Source organism: Thermoleptolyngbya oregonensis NK1-22 (assembly GCF_032705245.1).
GTDB lineage: Bacteria > Cyanobacteriota > Cyanobacteriia > Elainellales > Elainellaceae > Thermoleptolyngbya > Thermoleptolyngbya sichuanensis.
Genome location: NZ_CP053540.1, coordinates 5,047,097 through 5,065,281 on the forward strand (window position 1 = coordinate 5,047,097; position 18,185 = coordinate 5,065,281).

The following is an 18,185-nucleotide window of genomic DNA, read 5'->3' on the forward strand; positions in this document are numbered from 1 at the left end:
ATAATGACCAAGTAATGAATAAGTAATGAATAAGTAATGAATAAGTAATGACCAAGTAATGAATAAGTAATGACCAAGTAATGAATAAATAATGTAATCTGCATAACGTGATTTCATAATGTGATCTCGTGATTTGATTTCATGATGTGACCCGATTCCCCCATCCCTCAATGCGCCTTGTCCACATCATTCCTGCCATTTCTCCCGTCTACGGCGGCCCTAGCCAGATGATCGCGGGCTTCTCGAAGGCGCTGGCGGCGGCCGGGGTGACGGTGACAATCCTGACGACGGATGCCAATGGGGATGCAGGACAAGCGCCGCTGGCGGTGCCGCTGGGCGTGCCTGTGGCGCAGGATGGGTATGAGATTCGCTACTTTCAGCGGACGGGCTGGCGGCGCTACAAGTTTTCGGCGGGGCTGCTGGGGTGGCTGGCAACCCACACGGCGGCGTTTGACCTGGCCCATATTCACGCGCTGTTTTCGCCCGTCAGCTCGACCGCAGCGGCGATCGCCCGCACGCGACATCTGCCCTATGTCCTGCGGCCGCTGGGCACGCTCGACCCCATCGATCTGCAAAAAAAGCAGCGACTGAAGCAGCTTTATGCCACGCTCATCGAGCGACAAAACCTGGCGGGGGCGGCGGCGGTTCACTTTACCAGTCGCCAGGAGGCGGCTACTGCCGAGCGGTTTGGGCTAACCTTGCGGGACTGGATTTTGCCACTGGGGGTAGATCTGGCGGAGTTTGCCGCTGCGCCTGCCGAACGACGGGCGATTTGCGAAGCACTCCCTACGGGAATCGCCCAGACCGTGCGCGATCGCCTCGCCATTCCGCCCGATCGCCCGGTGGTGCTATTTCTCTCGCGGCTCGACCCCAAAAAAGGGCTGGATCTGCTGATACCCGCGCTAGAGCAGGTGCAGGCGGCGGGCATCCCGTTTCACTGGATTCTGGCAGGTAGCAACCCCCAGAATCCCGATTATGAAAAGCAGGTGGGCGATCGCCTGAATGCTTCTCCACTGCGGGCTTGCACCACCCAGACCGGGTTCGTGGCTGCCCAGGCGCGGCGCGATCTGCTGCTGACGGCGGATCTGTTTGTGCTGCCGTCTTACTACGAGAACTTTGGGATTGCCGTTGCCGAAGCGATGGCGGCGGGGCTGCCCGTGGTGGTGTCCGACGCAGTGCCGCTGCACGAAGACGTGACCCAGGCGCAGGCAGGCTGGGTTGTGCCCTGCGAACCCCGTGCCCTGGCCCACACGCTGGCGATCGCCCTGCAAGCCGCCGACCGCCCACAGCGCGGCATCGCCGCCCAGCACTGGGCCCATGAACATTACGACTGGCGGGCGATCGCCCACCGTGCGATTCAAAAATACGAGGAAATTTTGCAGCAGGCTCGGTAGCAGGTGCAATGCCTTTAGGACTTACGCAGTTGGGCGACTTCGCGCAGGCTGCGCCCACGAGACATCGTCCGAAATCCAGAAAACCTATTGCAAGTGCGTAAGCCCTAGCGTGATTGATTTAGGGAATAGAAGACTGGCGCGGCTAGTAGCGGGTGCCGCGCTTGCGGAGTGCGTCTAGCATTTGCTGGCGAACGGCGATCGCCCACTGGTCAAAATCAATTGGATCAACATCAACTGGACTGGTAACAGAATCGGGCTTTTGCTCTAACTTGACTCCGGTAGGCGGAGTGTCAACGCTCTTCGTGTCGGGCTGAGTGCTGTTCATGAGTCGAGCCGATAATGCCTCGGTTAGGTGACTTGCAATTGCTTTCTCATAGTTAACGTAAATAGCAGGGATTTGCCAGACCTATTATGCAAAAAACGCATTTCAGAGTTGCGATTTTTGCATCATCCCTCTTGCCATCGTTCAACAATTCCTCTTAGCTGCGATCGCTACAGCAGAATCAAACCCCGTCGTGCGCCGAGGGTGACCGCTTCCGTCCGGCTAGACACCCGGAGCTTGGCAAAGAGGGGCTGATATGAAATTTAACAGTGTGTTCTGACAGTGTGTTCCGACAGTGTGTTCCGACAGGTGGAGGCGCTGAGCGATCGCCATAACCCATCCACGCCTTGCGGGGCAGAGGGCACAGATCCGGCTGACAATCCCCTGCAAGACTCCCAAGTATCTAATTCCCAAACACCTCTGCGGGGTCGGCCGATTGCACCTTGCGAATGGCGATCGCCCCCGAAATTAGGCACATGACCACTGTCGCCAGCAAAGTATTCAGCCCGCGCCCCAGCGTCATCTGCATCAGCAGCCCCGTGGCGTTGGCCGTGAGCCGATACAGCACCAGCGCAATCAGATAGCCAGGGATAAAGCCCATCACGCCCAGCAAGAGCGCCTGTTGAAACACCACGCCCAGCAGATAACGATTGGAATAGCCGATCGCCTTCAGGGTGGCGTACTGCGTCCAGTGGTCGGCGACATCGGTGTAGAGAATCTGGTAGACCAGGATGATGCCGACGACGAAGCTCATGATGGTTAGCAGCGTGAATACAAAGCCGATGGCGGTGTTGTTGCGCCAGTAATCCAGCTCCATGTCTACGAACTCTGGCTTGGTTAACACGGCCACGTCTTTGGGCAATTGGTCGCGCAGAGTGCGGGCGATCGCATCCACATCCGCCCCGGGCCGCACCCTCAGCAGCCCAATATCCACCGTGTTCAGGTCGCGGCTCTGCTCCTCCGGCCCCAGGCTGGCAAAATAGCGCAAAAAGTTCTGATCGCTCATGATCACATTGCCATTAGCAGAGGCAAAGTCCGTCCCCAGCGAGTAGGTTCCCACGACCTGTACCTGCTGCTCCGCCAGTTCCGTCACCGTGCCCGTCGTTACGGCTCCCACCTCTGCCCGCGATTTCTCGTCCACAATCACCGTCCAAGGCAGTTTCAGCGCCTCCTGGCTGGCCAGCACTTCGGGAATCGTCAGCACGGGGTCATTGGGGTTAAACGCCAGCACCCGCAGCGGCCGTACCGCCTTGGTTTCGGGATTCTTCCAGGCAGCGCCATCGCGGACATAGAGCGGATAGGCCGCCTCCACGCCGTCAAACGCCTGCGCCTGATAGAGCCGCCGCCGGGCAAACTGCGCCGGAATAAACATGGTGTATTTCAGCCGATTCACCACGATGATTTCGCCGTTTAGCACCTTGAGCAACTGCACTTGGCTGTCGTAGAGTGCGTTTTCAAATCCACGAAACATAAACATCAGCAGCACCGCAAACGCCACTCCGGCGATCGCCGTTAGCAGGCGGCGACGTTCATAGGTTAGGTTTGACCAAGCAAGGGGCGTTCGCATGGGCCGGGGCGCAAGTGGGCAAGTCAGCAAGTCGGCAAGTCAGCAAATGAGCCAACTCAGGGAAACGCCGACTCTTTCCTAGGGCATGTTTTAAAACCCTTCGATCCCCCCTTGCCCCCCTTAAAAAAGGGGGGGAACTGAGCCGAACTACTCCGGAGGTCCCCCTTAATATGGGGGATTTAGGGGGATCGACTCAAGGCAATCAACGACCCAGAAAGGTTTAAGACACTGCCTAGTCTTTTTAGTCTAGTGTGCGGCAGCGTGATACAGCCGTTCACCCAGCCGCAACCGAACCATAAGCAAATTTAATTGTGAATATTGCTGTCTTTTTGTCTGAAAGGCTAGACAGAATGAAAAAGTTTTGGTACACCTGTTCTTTGAGGGTGTAGCTCCAAATCACTCCTCGTCAATTCGCCTTTCCCCAAAGCGCTATGGAACCCTTAACCGAAGTCCAGCAGGAACTCTACGACTGGTTGGTGGAATACATCCGCGAAAATCAGCACGCCCCTTCTATCCGCCAGATGATGCAGGCAATGGGGCTGCGATCGCCCGCGCCGATTCAGAGCCGCCTGGAACATCTGCAAAACAAGGGCTATATCGACTGGACGCGGGGCAAAGCCCGGACGCTGCGCCTGCTCCACGGGGTTACCCAGGGCGTACCGATTCGGGGTGAGGTGTTTGCAGGGGGAGCGCTGGAACCCGCGACGGGCGATACAGAGTTCCTCGACATTTCTGGAATGCAGCTTAAGCCACAGGATTACGCGCTGCGGGTGACGGGCGACAGCATGATCGAAGCCCTGATTGCCGACGGCGATGTGGTGATCATGCGTCCGGTGAAAGAACCAGACAAGCTCAAGAACGGCACGATTGTTGCAGCGCGGGTTGAAGGAGAAGGCAATACCCTGAAGTATTTTTATCGGCGCGGCAACAAGGTAACGCTGAAGCCTGCCAACTCCAAGTACGAACCCATCGAAAGACCCGCTTCAGATGTGCAAATCCAGGGGATGCTGATTGGCGTTTGGCGAGATTTTGGTGCTGGGGTTGGCTAAGACCTACTGCCTTCCTGAAGATTTCTGGATCAGCGCCACGCTGCCTGTCGATGTGATAGAGAATCGAAAAGGCATAGGACTTACGTAGTTGGATAATCGCAGTTGGACAATTTCTCGCGGGCTGCGCTCGCGAGAACGGCTTTGCTCTCGAGAAATTGTCTAAAACTCAGAAAGCTTGTTGCAAGTGCGTAAGTCCTGAAGCGAATAATCAGGCTGAAGGCTATCCACCGATTCTATGCAGACATGTTGGGACTGGTTCCTTGCGAAAACCCGTGATTTTGGAGCGCCCTTTGGGTTGCCTAGCCTGCCTAGGCTGGGGCCAGCTTCCCAGGGCTGTGCCAAAGTGGGGCGAATGGCAGTGCATGTAGGGGCGATCGCCCTCTCTCTCCTGCTCCTCAGCAGTTGCGCCAGCCCTGACCCCCAGGCTCGCCTTGCTGACACCAAAGAATGTATCGAGTGCGATTTGCAGGGCAAGGCGCTGGCCAATGCGGATCTCAAAAGTGCCAAACTGAATCGCGCCAATCTCAGCGGCGCTGACCTGAACGGCGCAAATCTCAGCGAGGCGCTGCTCGACACCGCCAACCTCAGCGGCGCAAATCTGAGCAACGCAGACCTCAACCGTGCCGCGCTGCCCTCTGCAAACCTCAGCGGTGCAAATCTCTCCGGTGCCAGTTTGAAGAATGCTTTCTTGCGGAACGCAGACTTTACCAATGCCAATCTCAGCAATGCCGACTTTAGCGGCAGCGACCTCGGCGGGGCCAAGCTAGACGGCGCAACCCAAGACGGCGCTGTTTTTCAGGGCGCAATTCTGCCCGATGGGACGGTGCAGCCGTAGTCGGGGCCCAGAGCAGCGTTCCTTGCTTGGATGCCAAAATGGAGCGATCGCCCCGCAGTGCTGACGCACAAACAGAGGAAATTTCAGGCATGGGGTAAAATCCTGACAATGCTCTGCACTATCTGGACTAATGGTCTGGACTATCTGGACTAAGGGTCTGGGCTATAGAGTCTGGGTTATGGAGTCTGGACTAACAGTCTGGGCTATTAGTCTGGGCTATTGGTCTGGGCTATTAGTCTGAACCAATAGTCTGGACGCAGACTCGTAAGGAGTTCCAGAAGGGGGTTCCAGAACGACGCACCAGAAGACGCACTTGAGCGGGTGATGCCATGCCTCCCAGGTTGCACATTAAATTGCTTGGAGACTTTGCCATCACCGATGAGCGACAGGTTTCGTTGGGCATTGGCAGCGATCGCCAGCAGGCTCTCCTGGCGTATTTGTTGCTGCATCGCCACACGCCGCAGCCTCGCCAGCGCCTCGCCTTTCACCTCTGGCCCGATTCCACCGAATCCCAGTCTCGCTCTAACCTGCGAAAGGCCCTTTCCCACCTGCGACAATCCCTACCAGAACCAGATACGGTGCTGCTGGCAGATGCCAAAACGCTGCAATGGTCGCCCAGCGCTCCCATTTTTCTGGATGTGGCGGAATTTGAGAATGCGGTAAAGCTTGCTGCCCAAGCGACCGAACCCGACATCGCGCGATCGCACCTAGAAGCTGCCCTATCTCTATACCAGGGCGACCTGCTGCCTGGCTGCACAGATGAGTGGATTGAGCCAGAGCGCGATCACCTCCAGCAGAGTCACAGGCGGGCATTGCAGCAGACTATCGCGCTGTTCAAAGCGCGGCAAGACTATGGCACGGCAATCGCCTATGGTCAGCAGGTATTGCGGAGCGACCCGCTCAACGAAGCCGCCCACGCGACGCTGATGCATCTGCACTGGCTGAATGGCGATCGCGCCAATGCACTCCAGGTCTATCACCACTGTATGACGCTGCTGCGAGAGGAATTGGGCGTTGATCCCGGCCCCACCCTCCGCAAGCTGTATGACCAAATCCTCAATGCAGACGATGAGCCAGTTAGCAGTCTTGCAGGCAGTATCGCAGGCAGTATCGCAACGGCTTCTGGGGGCGATCGCCCGCTGGCCAGCGCCGCCCTGCTGTCTCCTGCATCGGCAGCACAGCAACCCAACCCGCTGATTGGGCGAACCCACGAATGGGACACCATCCAGCAGTGGATGGGGGCAGAGAATTCGCCGGATAATGCAGCTTTGGACACCCTTTTGGACACCCTGGGCGATCGCCCGGTACTGCTGCTGACGGGGGAACCGGGCATTGGCAAAACGCGCCTGCTGCAAGCAATCCAGGAGCAGTTTCAGCAGCGGAATCAGTGCGTTCTGTGGGGGCGAGGCTTTGAAGCAGAAATCGTGCGTCCCTATGGCGTATGGATTGATGCACTGCGTGCGTTTGTGACGAATGCCAACGTGCAAATACCGGAAGATTTGACTTACCTACTCAGTGAGTCGAGTCCTTCATCGCAAAGTTCTGATCGCAGTCCGTCGGATCGCAGCTATCTATTCGACAGCGTGGTTCAGTTTATTTCCACACTCTGTTCCAGCCAGCGTTCTGTTTTGATTGTTCTGGACGATATTCAATGGATCGATGAAGCATCGTCATCGCTATTGCACTATGCCATTCGGCTGCTGAGTCAGCATTCCGTCTTTTTTGCCTGCACCGCCCGCACCAAAGAGCTAGACGACAACGCAGCCGTACTCCGGGGATTGCAGGCGCTGCGGCGAGAACGGCGCTTGCTGACGTTGGCGCTGCAACCGCTAGAGCCAAAGCAAACGGCGGCGCTGATTCGCAGTGTTTACGCGCTTCCAGATCTGGAGTGGTCGCCAGAGAAAACGCAGCAGGTGTTTATCGACAGCGGCGGCAATCCGCTGTTTGCGCTGGAAATTGCGCGGGCGCTGTCTGCGGGCGAGGCGGCCCACGCCGATAGTTTGGAACTGCTGATTGGCGATCGCCTGCAACGGCTGGACGACTATGCTCGCGAACTCATTCCCTGGGCGGCCGCACTGGGCAGAACCTTTGACCCCACCATGCTGTCTGAGATTGCCGATGCGCCGCTGTCTAAGCTGCTGACGGGTATCGAGCAGCTAGAGCGGGAAAGCCTGATTCGAGCCAGCGCGTCCCACGGGCAGGAAATGCGCTACGACTTTGCCCATGACATCGTGCGGCAGGTGGCCTATCGGCAACTGTCGGAACCCCGTCGTCGCTTGCTGCATCTCCAGATTTCCCAAAAGCTGCACCAGCGGGCAGGTCAAGACCCGTCTCTGGCGGCAGAGATTGCCCATCATGCTGCGCTGGGGGGCGATCGCGCTCTGGCAGCCACGGCGTGTTTGGCGGCGGCCAACTATTCGCTCAAACTATTTGCCTATGCCGAAGCCGCAGAACTCTCCCTGCGCGGGATTCAGCATTGCCAGGTGCTAGATCAGCGCACCCGCGTTCGGCTGCATATCGAACTGCTGCAAGTGCTGATGTTTGCCGGAGTTCCCGCTGATCGGGTAGCGCCGCTGGAGGCAGAAGTTCAAGAACTGGTGCAAGAAGCCCATCGGCTGGGCCTGTCGGAAGCGGAGATGGCGGGGCTGGAAGTGCTGATGATTCTGAACTTTCAGTACAGCAATTTTGCCCATGTGCAGCAGCATTCTGAGCGAGTCGTAGAAATTGGCCGGTTGGCCAGTCCCCTGATGACGGCCCGCGCCCTGGCATCCAGCGGTTCCTGTTTGGCGGAAGTGGGGCGGGAGATGGCGCGGGCAGAGGCGCTGCTGGAAGAGGCGCGATCGCTGGCAGGACGAGTGGGGCAAGAGTCGGCGGATTTGTACGGCGGGCTGGGGCGCGTGCGGCTGCACACGGGCAGCTATGACGAAGGGCGAGAACTGCTGCAACGGGCCTACGAGATCGCGCAGCAGGAGCAGGATCATTGGCGCGAATGCTGGGTGCTGAGCTATCTGGCCATCACCGAACTGGAAGCGGGAGATCCAACAGCGGCCCTGGCCTACAGTCAGGCGATCGCCTCCGTTGCTTCGCAGATCCAGGGGCAGGGCAGCGAGTCCGCCGTGGCAGATGCGCTTACCGCGCTAGCCCAATATCATTTGCAGGAACCGAATGCCGAAGCTGCAATCGATCGGGCGATCGTCGCCCTGCGACAGCTAGACAACCGACGAACGCTGTCTTATCTGCTGAGCAGCGCCGCCGAAGTGGATTTAGCGAGCGATCGCCCCATCCAAGCCATTGAGAAGGCAGCCGTGGCGCTGTCCGAAGCCCAGGCAATTGATCAACCAGTCGATTTGGCGCTGGCGTGGGCGCTGCTGGTGCAGGGCTGGCTGCGAGTTGCCGAAACTGCCTCCGATCCCAATGCTGTCGGCGCGGCTCAGCAGCAGGCAAGGAACCTGTTCCAGCAGTTCTCTCCGCAAATCAGCATCGCCGATCTCAGCCGCCGCGCCCGCGCCGCCGTTGCCCAAACCCGACACCAGATGTCCCTGATGCATCCCCATGCCGTTGCTCTGAAAAAAGCGCCATGACCCTCATTATTGTTGAAACCGATCGTCCTGATCCCATCACGCCAGAGGTTCTGGCAGACGAAGGAAATCGAGTGTTTCCCTGTTTGGCAGCGCGAAATGCAACCTGGCGATATTCCCTGCTGTCGGGCGATCGCCGCCGCATGATTTGCAGCTTTGAGGCTCCCGATGCCGAAGCCGTCCGCATGTCCTACCGCACGGCTTATGTTCCCTTTGAAAAGATGTGGGTTGACCATCTTTGCGAACCGGAGGGTATTCCGCCTGTGTGGAACGAGTCTGCACTGGTGGTGGCTGAGATCGCCTATCCAGCGGGACTTTCGGAGCCAGAGCAGCAGGCGCAGTGGCAAGTTATCACCCAGCGCTTGCTGCCTTGTTATGCAGAGCAGGGCGTGGAATGGGTGCGATCGCACGTTTCGCCAGACCAAACCCTGATCCTGTCGGAACTCAATGCGCCCAATCCGGAACTCATCGAGGCGGCCCATCGCCAGGTCGGTCTACCCCTTTTCCGCTTGTGGTCGGCCACGCTGCTGAAGCCCTAGTCCGGTTTTTGTGGGGCGATGCGCTAAAAAGCGTGAATCCCCGCAAGGTCTTACCCAGCAGGGATTTTTAAATCAGAGACGAATTAGAGACAAAGATGAGAAACGAACCTGGCTTACAGACAGATTAGGACGCAAGGCGCTGCTGTTGCCATACCGTGTTGGGCACACGAGTAAAGCGGGTCTGCTGCTTTTGCGCGGGCTGCTCTGCTTTCAGATTTTCCATCTGAGCCATCATTTGTTTCAGATGATTCAGCAAGTCGTCGATCTGAGCGGGGCTGTCCGCACCCTTTAGCGCCTGAGACACACTTTCGACCGTTGCTTCGAGAGAAGCAGGCTGAGCTGCCTCGGCAGAAACCGCATGGCGCTTGATTGGCTCAAGGCTGACTAATTCTGCTTGCTTGCCAACCGCAACCGTGGCTCGCTGTTCCACTTCGACCTGCGCCAGCGAGTGCTGAAGTAGTTCAGCCGCAGGAGAAACAGTCTCCATCTCATCCAGGAAAGCCTCCAGACCTGCCGAAGCCAGCCGCGTCTCCGAAAATCGCAGGCTCTCTAACTCATTCTCCTTGTCTTTCAACTTCTGACGCAGATCAGAAACTTCATCTTCCGCTTTGCTTAGTTTCCGAGAAGAGTTGCTCCAGCTCAACAGCGCCAGAGTCGTCACGCCAGCACCCAGACTGACCGCCGTTGCAAGCCCCAGGTAGGGCCCCGATAGCTCCTTAAGTTGACCTGCGAAAATGGGCTGGTTTTCTAAGTGAACCGTTAGGGGCTGAGAACCCATCGCAGCCATAGGAAGCGTAGCTGCCGAAAACACAACACCTGCGAGCAGTGACGAAGACAGTAAAGTACGTGGAAAGCTCATAGTTCAGGAACCAAAAAACAACAGAAATATAGAAGCGGCTAACTACGTGAAATCGTCATCCCTATTAGATATGCCCACTTTCAAGTCGTGGTACAACCCGTGCTGCGTAACGATACCCTGGTGGCTAGAGTTCGGGAAGACATCTGCTTACTTACAACACTAACCCGTAGACTAAGGGGCTTGGGTATGCCTTTCGTAAAGAGCACAGTCTTGCGTTTAAAGCTCAAGTAAACTTTCATATCGCGCTCTATATAAACACTCATTTCGCCATCTAAGACAGAAATGATCTAAAGCAAAAAACAGGCGCTTTAGCTAACTTACATCAGTATGTCTTTTGCCAGAAGCAGAGGTTTCTATGGAACAGATCCCGAACTAAATATAGAGAGTCAATTATGCCAAGCCATCCATTGAGTGGCTACAAATCTGATAGTTTCGAGAAAAACTGTATAAGATTAGACGAAAATGCGGTTTTGCAAATTTTTCAATTTCCTGGCAATAGGGGGCGATCGCCTATGGATAAATGCTGGAATAATACCAAAATCGGAAATTCTATCTCTTGAAGATTAACGCTTCAATTTGCTGGAAGCTTTTCGGATTCTTTTCAAATACTTTTCCAAAGCTTTATCCAATGCGTGAAAAATAAAGCAGGTATGAAGCACTAATTTTCAGAGAATTATTCGGCTCACATTCAATCTTTATATCAGCCTTCAAAGCAATGGGGATTTCTGGATAAATACATGCCGCACAGAGAATTCTTCCAAAATCCTCCTAAGTATTTTCCGTGATAAAACCATCCGAAAAATCACCGAATTAGGTTTCTTTATCAAAACTTGAATCTTGCTTTAGGAAGAATTCAAGCTTCCCGGAGTTTTGCGGAAACCTATGTAGAGGAAAGAGGTCATTTTTGAATCAGGTGGTACATCTTCTGAGTGTCTTGCACTCTCCAATACGTCTTTCGATGGAGGACTTAATAACCATGAGCAGAAAACTCACGCAGATCTTTCGAGGTGGGTTTATGAATCGGGGAGGACGACGCCAGAGGGGACATCAAGACGCAGACGGTTTTTTGACCAAACGGCAGACCAAACGGCAATGGAGACTCGGCAAAGGTCTAAAAGGCTTCCTGCTGTTTGGTTTGTCACTGTTGCTCACCGTTGGCTTCACGCTCCGCCTGTTGCCGTCGGGGTTATCGGGTTCACCCGTGGCGATCGCCTCTACAGTTGTGCAAACTCCGCTCTCGACCCGTGGCTCACAGATTCTCGACGCTTCGGGCAAAACAATCCTGCTGCGCGGGGTGAACTGGTTTGGCATCGAGACAGAAACCCACGCGCCGCATGGACTTTGGGCCCGCGACTATAAGCAAATGCTGGCGCAGATTCGCAGCCTGGGCTACAACGTGATTCGCCTGCCATTCTCGATTCAATCGCTGCGATCGCAAACCATCAGCGGCGTGGATTTTTCTATCGGCAGCAACCGCGAATTGCAGGGCAAAACGCCCCTCGAAGTCATGGATCTGGTGATTCAAGAAGCCCAGCGCCAGGGCCTGATGATCGTACTAGATTGCCACCGCCTAAACGACCAGCGCATTCCTGAATTGTGGTACGGCGATGGCTTTACAGAGCAGGACTGGATCAGCACTTGGACAATGCTGGCCAACCGTTATCGGAACCAAGCGAACGTCATCGGAGCCGACCTCAAGAACGAACCACACGGTCGAGCAAGCTGGGGTACAGGTGACCTAGCAACTGACTGGCGATTGGCCGCTGAGCGAGCCGGAAACAGCATCTTGAACGTGAATCCCAACTGGCTGATCGTAGTCGAAGGCGTGGAGAACAACGTGCCGGGTCAGCGGCTTGCGGTTCACTGGTGGGGCGGCAACCTGGAGGGCGTGCGAAACTTTCCTGTGCGCCTGACCCGTCCCAATAAGTTGGTGTATTCTCCCCATGAATACGGGGCAGGAGTTCACAACCAGAGCTGGTTCAATGAACCCAGCTTTCCCCAAAATCTGTATGAGCGCTGGGAGATCGGGTTCAACTATATTGCCCGCGAAGGTATTGCGCCGATTTTTGTGGGCGAATTCGGCGGCAGACAGGTCGATACTCGTTCCAAAGAAGGGATCTGGCAGCGCCAGTTTGTCAATTTCATCGGGCAGAATCAGCTTCATTTCGCCTATTGGAGTTGGAACCCGAATAGCGGCGACACAGGCGGCATCTTACAAGACAACTGGCAGACGATTCATGCGGACAAGCAGCAACTCTTGAACCAATTGCTGCCTGTGCCGGGGGTTGCGCCGGGGACGAGTCCGTCGCCTAGTCCCAGCCCATCACCCAGCCCCAGCCCGTCGCCTAGCCCTAACCCGACTCCGAAGCCGAGTCCGTCGCCGAGTCCGAGTCCGTCACCCAGACCTTCACCGAGTCCGTCGCCCAGCCCCAGCCCATCACCGAGTCCGAGTCCGTCACCCAGACCTTCACCGAGTCCGTCGCCTAGCCCTAGCCCATCACCCAGCCCGTCGCCCAGCCCGTCGCCCAGTCCGTCGCCCAGTCCCTCGCCGAGTCCTAGTCCCTCATCTGGACTCAGCACTAGCTTGACGATGCAGTCAGACTGGCAGACTGGTTTCTGTACTGCCATTCGGGTGGCAAACCAGGGGCGCAGCGCGGTGAACAACTGGCGATTGACGTTTGACATGAATCAGGCAACGATTAACCAGAGTTGGAACGGCACCTTTAGCCGGCAGGGTTCGCGGTATACCGTTGTGCCACCCAGTTGGGGACAGCGGTTGCAGCCGGGACAGTCGGTTGATTTGGGATTCTGTGCAAACAAGCAGGGATCGGATTATCGACCGAGAAATGCGATCGCCACTGCGATTTAGGATTTTAGATTTTGGATTGAAGCTCTGAACTGAACGGCCTTGATTGGTTGGGAAATCAGCCGTTTCCAAAATCAAAAATCAGCATTCTAAAATCGACTCTCTTTGGGCGGCTTGATGCAGGCTTTTCTGCATCAGCCGTCTATTTTTTGTGCCTGTCAGAACCTACGCACTTGCGATAAGTTTTCTGGGTTTTGGATGATTTCTCGCGGGCTGCGCCCGCGAGAAATCATCCAACTACGTCAGTCCTACTTGTTTTGCGCTCGATTGTTTTGCGCTCGAACAGCTTCGGCTCGGTCGATTCTCTGAAAGGGCGCTTGAGATGGCACTGTGGCTCAAGCGGCTGGAAGCCCCCTAGACGTTAGGCAGACCATCCAAAATCCAAAATCCAAATCACCCTCTCAAAGCAGCGATCGCCACCTGAGCAAATCGCCCCCAGTTTGGGCTTGCCAAAAACTCCACATAGCGCCGCGCCACCTGCTGCAAGGTGCGGTGGTTGGCAAACCAGATGGGCTTGGGGCGAATGTGGAACGGGGCGTAGACCACGGATTTTTGAGGATAGTCGAACAGGTAGGCGTTGTGAACGATGCCGCGACCGGAGCCGATGTCGCTGAGGGGATTGCCGGGAAAGGCTCCCCAGGTGAGGGCGCTGAGCAGAAAGTTCATGCCTGTCCAGGCGTTGATCCCGATATTGCCATAGCGCAGTTGGGCGATCGCCCGCTCGACCACCGCTGCATTTTGTCGCCGCGTTGCCGGGTCGATCAGCAGGACGCAAGACAGCGTGCCCCAGAGGATTTCATTGGCAAAGTCTACGGCCTGTTGCAAAAACGCTGCGGTGTTGCCCGCGTCTAGGCTAACTTCGGCCAGCACACCGCAAAAGGCTTCCGTCGTCAGGGCATACTCGCCGGGAGCAGGGGGCACGTCGGGGATTAGCGTCCAGGGCACAATGTCGGGGGTACGGGGGGCAAGGGCGATGGCCTGCGGGTAGCGGTCGAGAAATGCCTGGTAGCGATCCTGTGCGCCGGGATAGTAGGCCTTGCGGGCGGGTGTGGCGGCCAGCGCAGACTTCAGCGCGGCCAAAAAGTCGTCTCGCTGCGGCCAGTGCTTAGACAGCACCAGCACCTTACCCGCGACACAGTTGAAGCTGGCGTTGTGGGCGACCATGCTGGCGACGTGCTGCGCTTGGTATTGCAAGTTGGCGGCCGACCAGCGACCCGGCACCACCAAAATCGGCGTGACGCAGCCCAGTTCTGAGGTGATGGGCTTGGCAAGCACGGGCTGATTTGCGGCCTTGCGCTCGGCCTGTTCTGCGGGCGGGTTGCCCCAGACAATCGCATCGTGGGTGTGGTGAGATCCGGTGACGTGAATCGTGTCAATGCCTTCGTGCTGGCAAAGGAATGCGCCCACTGCTGCATCCCCGGTGATCATTGCCAGAAACCCGCCCTCGATCAGCGGTCGCAAGGCCGTTTCCAGAAACGGCTTTACATAGTCATTCACCGGGTTGAGCTTGAGCAGCACTACCTGGTTTTCGGCGAAGAGTTTCGACAGCGCATCCATCGGGGCGATCGCCGACACATTGCCCGCCCCCAGCACCAGCGCCACGCCCGCAGTTGAGTGGCCACCCGGCCGGTAAATTCGCCCCTGGCTGGCGGGCTGGCCTGGCTCGATCCACACCTCGCCCCGAAACCCCAGCCACATCAGCCGATCTTGCATATTGTCGGGAAACACTTGGGCCACCTGCTGCCCGTCTGCCCGCGAGCGTACGGACACGGGGCGCGGCTGCCCCCCTGCTGCCAACGCCTGAATCAGCAGCCGCAAATTCAGCAGCAGACCCACCGGCCCCAGCAGCCACTCCTCGCCCGCCAGCGGCGCATTGGGATCAATACCCTTGGCACGACAGGCGGCGATCGCCCAATCCTCTGCTACGGCCACCGTTCCCGCAATGCAGCGATGCAGCAAGTCTAGCCGCGCTGGAATTGGCAAAGTTGCCCAGGCAGACTTGTGGGCTTGGAGATGGGCGATCGCGGTGTCGGCAGCGTGCATGGGCAGAGATGGGGCAGACGGGAGAGGGTGAGCAGGAGGGCGGTTGGGAGACGGCTACTTTGCTAACCCTATCACTCCGCTAACCCCACCACTCCATTCACCATCACTCCATTCACCATCACTCCACCGTCACTCCACCGTCACTCCACTATCGCTCCACCATCGCTCCACTATCGCTCTATCCCGTCCTTCGGCCAGGTAAACCAAAACGTGGTTCCTTGACCCAACTCAGATTCTAGGTGAATCTCGCCGCCTTCGGTGTCGATGATTTTCTTGACGATGGATAGCCCAATGCCCGTGCTTTCCTGATCGTCTTTGGACTTTAGCGTTTGGAAAATGGCGAAGATGCGATCGTGATAGCGGGGGTCGATGCCGGGGCCGTCGTCCGCGATGGTGAATCGAAGGTGGCTGCCCTGGTCGGCAACGGTGACTTCGACCCGTCCATCCGGGCGATCGCGGTGTTTAATGGCATTGCCAATCAGGTTTGCCAATACCTGGCTGAGCAGCAGCGGCTTGGTCGTCAGGGTTGGCAACTCTTTAGGGACAAGAATCTGCACGGTGTCCGGCGGGTCGAGCAAATCAACGACTTCATGCAGCAGCGTCGTCAGGTTGACGGTTTCCGTCGTCGTATCGGAGCGACCAATGCGGGAATATTCCAGCAGCCCGTTGATCAGCCCCTCCATTCGGCGGACGCGGCTTTGCATGAGGGTGAGATGCTGCCGGGTTTCTTCTGGCAGGGAATCGTCTAAGTCTTCTTCGATCCAATAGGCGAGGTTGGCGATCGCCCTCAGAGGAGCCTTCAAATCGTGCGACACCACGTAGGCAAACTGATCTAGCTCCTGATTGCGTTCGCGCACCTGGGCCGTGCTTTGCGCCAGCAGCAGGTTCAACTGAGCCAACTCCTGCGCTCGCGCCTCTAGCTCTCGTTCGTCGCGCTTGCGCTCGGTCACTTCTTGCACCGTGACGTTGATGCCCTGCAAGCTGCCGTCCAGCCCCCACAGGGGATAATAATTCGCCAGCCAGTCGCGCAGCACGCCCGGTTTCAGCGGCGTTTCTCCCTGCACCTCTAGGTTGAGAACAGGCTGCCCCGTGCTGGCAACCTGCCTCAAAACCCGTTCCTGATGCTCGGCCAGTTCTGGCACGATATCCCAAACCGTTTTGCCTAGGTGATCCTCGATGGGGATGCCGTTAATTTCTGCCAGAAAGTCATTCAGCCGCACGTAGCGAAACTGAGTGTCAAACACGCATAGACCAATCGGCGCAGTGGTGTAAATCGCCTCGATTTCTGCAAGCTGTCGGCGGGTCGTCTCTTCGCTTTCGCGGAGGCTGGCTTCATCGAGCCTGCGCTGGGTCGTGTCGATCAGCACCCCCGACATTTGCATGGGCTGCCCGTCTGCATCATACTCGCAGCGACCCACCGAGTTGACCCAGCGCAGGCTGCCGTCAGGATGCTTCAGGCGATATTCGCAGCGAAAGGTCTGGCACTGGGCGATCGCCGCTTCTGTCACCGAGGCAGCCAACGCCCGATCTTCAGGCAGAATCTGCGCCTTCCAGTCTTCCACGTCAAAATTCTCCAGACTGGACGGTTCGCGCCCCAAAATCCTGGCAAACTGCGGCGTACCCGTAATCCGATTAGAATCGATATCCCATTCCCAAAAGCCCATCTCTGCGGCATCCAGCGCCAGCGTCAAGCGATTGGCGTAGCGCTGAATTTCGGTGCGGGCTTGCTCGGTCTGGCTGCGGGCTTCTTGCTCTCGACGCAGCAGTTCTTCCATCTGATGATTAGATGCTTCAAGCTGGGCCGTGCGCTCCGCCACCCGGTCTTCGAGCTGGGCCTGATAGCGCTTCAGTTCTGCCTCAATCGCCATACGCTCGGCAATCTGCGCCTGGAGTTCCTGGTTTGCCTGTTCTAGCTGAGTCGGGCTGGGCAGCGCCAGCGCGTTGGGCACGATCGAAAATAGTTCTTTCGCCGTAAACAAGGATATGCCTGCGGTCAGTAGCTTAATCGAACCCGACAGCCAGTAGTCTGGATGCCACAGCGTCCACACCTCCAGCAGATGCGTCGTACCGCAGGCCACGATAAACGCGCCAAACAGCAGAAAAATTTCGTTGAAAGGCAAATCCTTGCGCTTGCGAACGAAGTAGTACAGCGTCAGCGGAATGGAATAATATGCCAGGGCAATCAGCGCATCGGAGCCGACATGTAGCCCCACCAGCCCCGGCTGCCACAAATAGCAGTGTCCATGCGGAATAAACGAAGACGCAGCAGACCCCATGCCCAGGCTTGCTTCCTCATAAAAATGCCCGATCCTGTCCCACCCCAATAGTCCAACCCAGAGTGCAGCCATTCCCTACCTCCTCGATCCCGCTGCGTCTCCCAGGTTTGTCGCCGCAAAGCCCGCACTTGCAAAGCCTATATTGCTCGCTGTGGCGATTCTGGTTAAAGCAATAAAATGCAGTGCTTTGGTGGCTAAGCCTTTCGCAAATTCCGGCGTGTGCAGCAACATAAGGCGCATTCTTGATTGTAGTCAGGGTTGAGGCTCATTGGGGTCTGGTCTAATCGGATAACCGCTTATATCGCCTAGTCCAGCAGAAATTGCGAAACTTTGCTTCTGAGTTTTTGGAAGTTTCTGAGTTTTAAGACCTGAAAGCGAGATCGGGCACAGCGTTACTATTTGATTGCAGAGGGAATGATAAAGCTGAGTTCTGACAAGACTGAAATCGCGCCTTCCTGCAATTGCCGACTTTCAGGTTACTTGGGCTAAAAAGCTTCAATTGCTACATAAGCCTTCTGAAAAAGGTCAGCGATCTGTTTGTGATTCTCACTTGCAATTCTCAAAGGCTATCAAAGACTTGACCCCCATTCTGAAGCAGTTTCGCCGCTTTTGCTGCAAGAGTGTGCCCATCGCGCAAACCAACATCCAAAGTTGCAAATAGTACGTTGTTCCGACACAAGCACTGGATGAAACTCTTGAAACTCTCTCCCTGAAGCAGCTTCAAACCTACCTTTAAGACCCTGACGGCTGTGGGGCTAAGGGACGATACAACACAACTCTTAACTTAATCAATTTTTTATCATTTATCAATCATCGTTCCATCATTACTCTATTCTTTACGATTTGTGTCCCCTTGC

General features: G+C 56.5%; 11 protein-coding genes and 1 pseudogene. 6 read left to right on the plus strand and 6 right to left on the minus strand.

The features are described from left to right. Positions 1–170: 170 nt before the first annotated feature. Positions 171–1,394, plus strand: coding sequence for a hormogonium polysaccharide biosynthesis glycosyltransferase HpsP (hpsP, locus tag HNI00_RS21055; RefSeq protein ID WP_316789213.1), 1,224 nt, complete (start codon positions 171–173; stop codon positions 1,392–1,394). 142 nt (positions 1,395–1,536) lie between these two features. Here the strand turns inward: hpsP and HNI00_RS21060 are convergent, their stop codons facing one another. The 3 genes and pseudogenes from HNI00_RS21060 to devC all read right to left on the minus strand — a co-directional run bounded on the left by HNI00_RS21060 (position 1,537) and on the right by devC (position 3,283). After that, entirely contained in the window at positions 1,537–1,719 is a 183-nt protein-coding gene (locus HNI00_RS21060) for a hypothetical protein (protein ID WP_316789214.1), read from the minus strand. A gap of 167 nt (positions 1,720–1,886) precedes the next feature. After that, a pseudogene (locus HNI00_RS22245) lies at positions 1,887–1,999 on the minus strand (LuxR C-terminal-related transcriptional regulator); the annotation flags it as partial. A 120-nt stretch (positions 2,000–2,119) separates the two neighbouring features. Further along, positions 2,120–3,283: an ABC transporter permease DevC gene (devC, locus tag HNI00_RS21065; protein WP_316789216.1), complete on the minus strand. Its 1,164-nt coding sequence runs from the start codon at positions 3,281–3,283 to the stop codon at positions 2,120–2,122. 431 nt (positions 3,284–3,714) lie between these two features. Here devC and lexA point away from each other — a divergent pair, with 431 nt between their 5' ends. The 4 genes from lexA to HNI00_RS21085 all read left to right on the plus strand — a co-directional run bounded on the left by lexA (position 3,715) and on the right by HNI00_RS21085 (position 9,284). Then, positions 3,715–4,332: a transcriptional repressor LexA gene (gene lexA / locus HNI00_RS21070; protein ID WP_316789218.1), complete on the plus strand. Its 618-nt coding sequence runs from the start codon at positions 3,715–3,717 to the stop codon at positions 4,330–4,332. A 352-nt stretch (positions 4,333–4,684) separates the two neighbouring features. Next, positions 4,685–5,167: a pentapeptide repeat-containing protein gene (locus tag HNI00_RS21075; RefSeq protein WP_316789220.1), complete on the plus strand. Its 483-nt coding sequence runs from the start codon at positions 4,685–4,687 to the stop codon at positions 5,165–5,167. 329 nt (positions 5,168–5,496) lie between these two features. Further along, positions 5,497–8,748 carry an ATP-binding protein gene (locus HNI00_RS21080; protein WP_316789223.1) on the plus strand — a complete coding sequence of 1,084 codons (3,252 nt, stop codon included), beginning with the start codon at positions 5,497–5,499 and terminating at the stop codon, positions 8,746–8,748. Further along, a complete protein-coding gene (locus HNI00_RS21085) occupies positions 8,745–9,284 on the plus strand; it encodes a nickel-binding protein (RefSeq protein ID WP_316789225.1) in 540 nt (179 codons plus the stop codon). The genes HNI00_RS21080 and HNI00_RS21085 overlap by 4 nt, the downstream gene beginning before the upstream one ends. A 124-nt stretch (positions 9,285–9,408) precedes the next feature. Here the strand turns inward: HNI00_RS21085 and HNI00_RS21090 are convergent, their stop codons facing one another. Continuing rightward, positions 9,409–10,062, minus strand: coding sequence for a hypothetical protein (locus HNI00_RS21090; RefSeq protein ID WP_316789227.1), 654 nt, complete (start codon positions 10,060–10,062; stop codon positions 9,409–9,411). A gap of 1,057 nt (positions 10,063–11,119) precedes the next feature. On the opposite strand from HNI00_RS21090, the gene HNI00_RS21095 reads away from it, so the two are divergent. Beyond that, positions 11,120–13,012, plus strand: coding sequence for a cellulase family glycosylhydrolase (locus tag HNI00_RS21095; protein ID WP_316789229.1), 1,893 nt, complete (start codon positions 11,120–11,122; stop codon positions 13,010–13,012). Between the two features lie 390 nt (positions 13,013–13,402). Here HNI00_RS21095 and HNI00_RS21100 read toward each other — a convergent pair whose 3' ends face one another. Together HNI00_RS21100 and HNI00_RS21105 are read right to left on the minus strand one after the other, a co-directional pair. Then, the gene (locus tag HNI00_RS21100; RefSeq protein ID WP_316789231.1) at positions 13,403–15,052 is read right to left on the minus strand and encodes an aldehyde dehydrogenase family protein; all 1,650 of its coding nucleotides are present in this window, start codon (positions 15,050–15,052) and stop codon (positions 13,403–13,405) included. Positions 15,053–15,222: 170 nt separating this feature from the next. Further along, on the minus strand, positions 15,223–17,328 hold the full coding sequence (locus tag HNI00_RS21105; RefSeq protein ID WP_420156411.1) for a sensor histidine kinase: 2,106 nt from the start codon (positions 17,326–17,328) through the stop codon (positions 15,223–15,225). Positions 17,329–18,185: the final 857 nt, after the last annotated feature.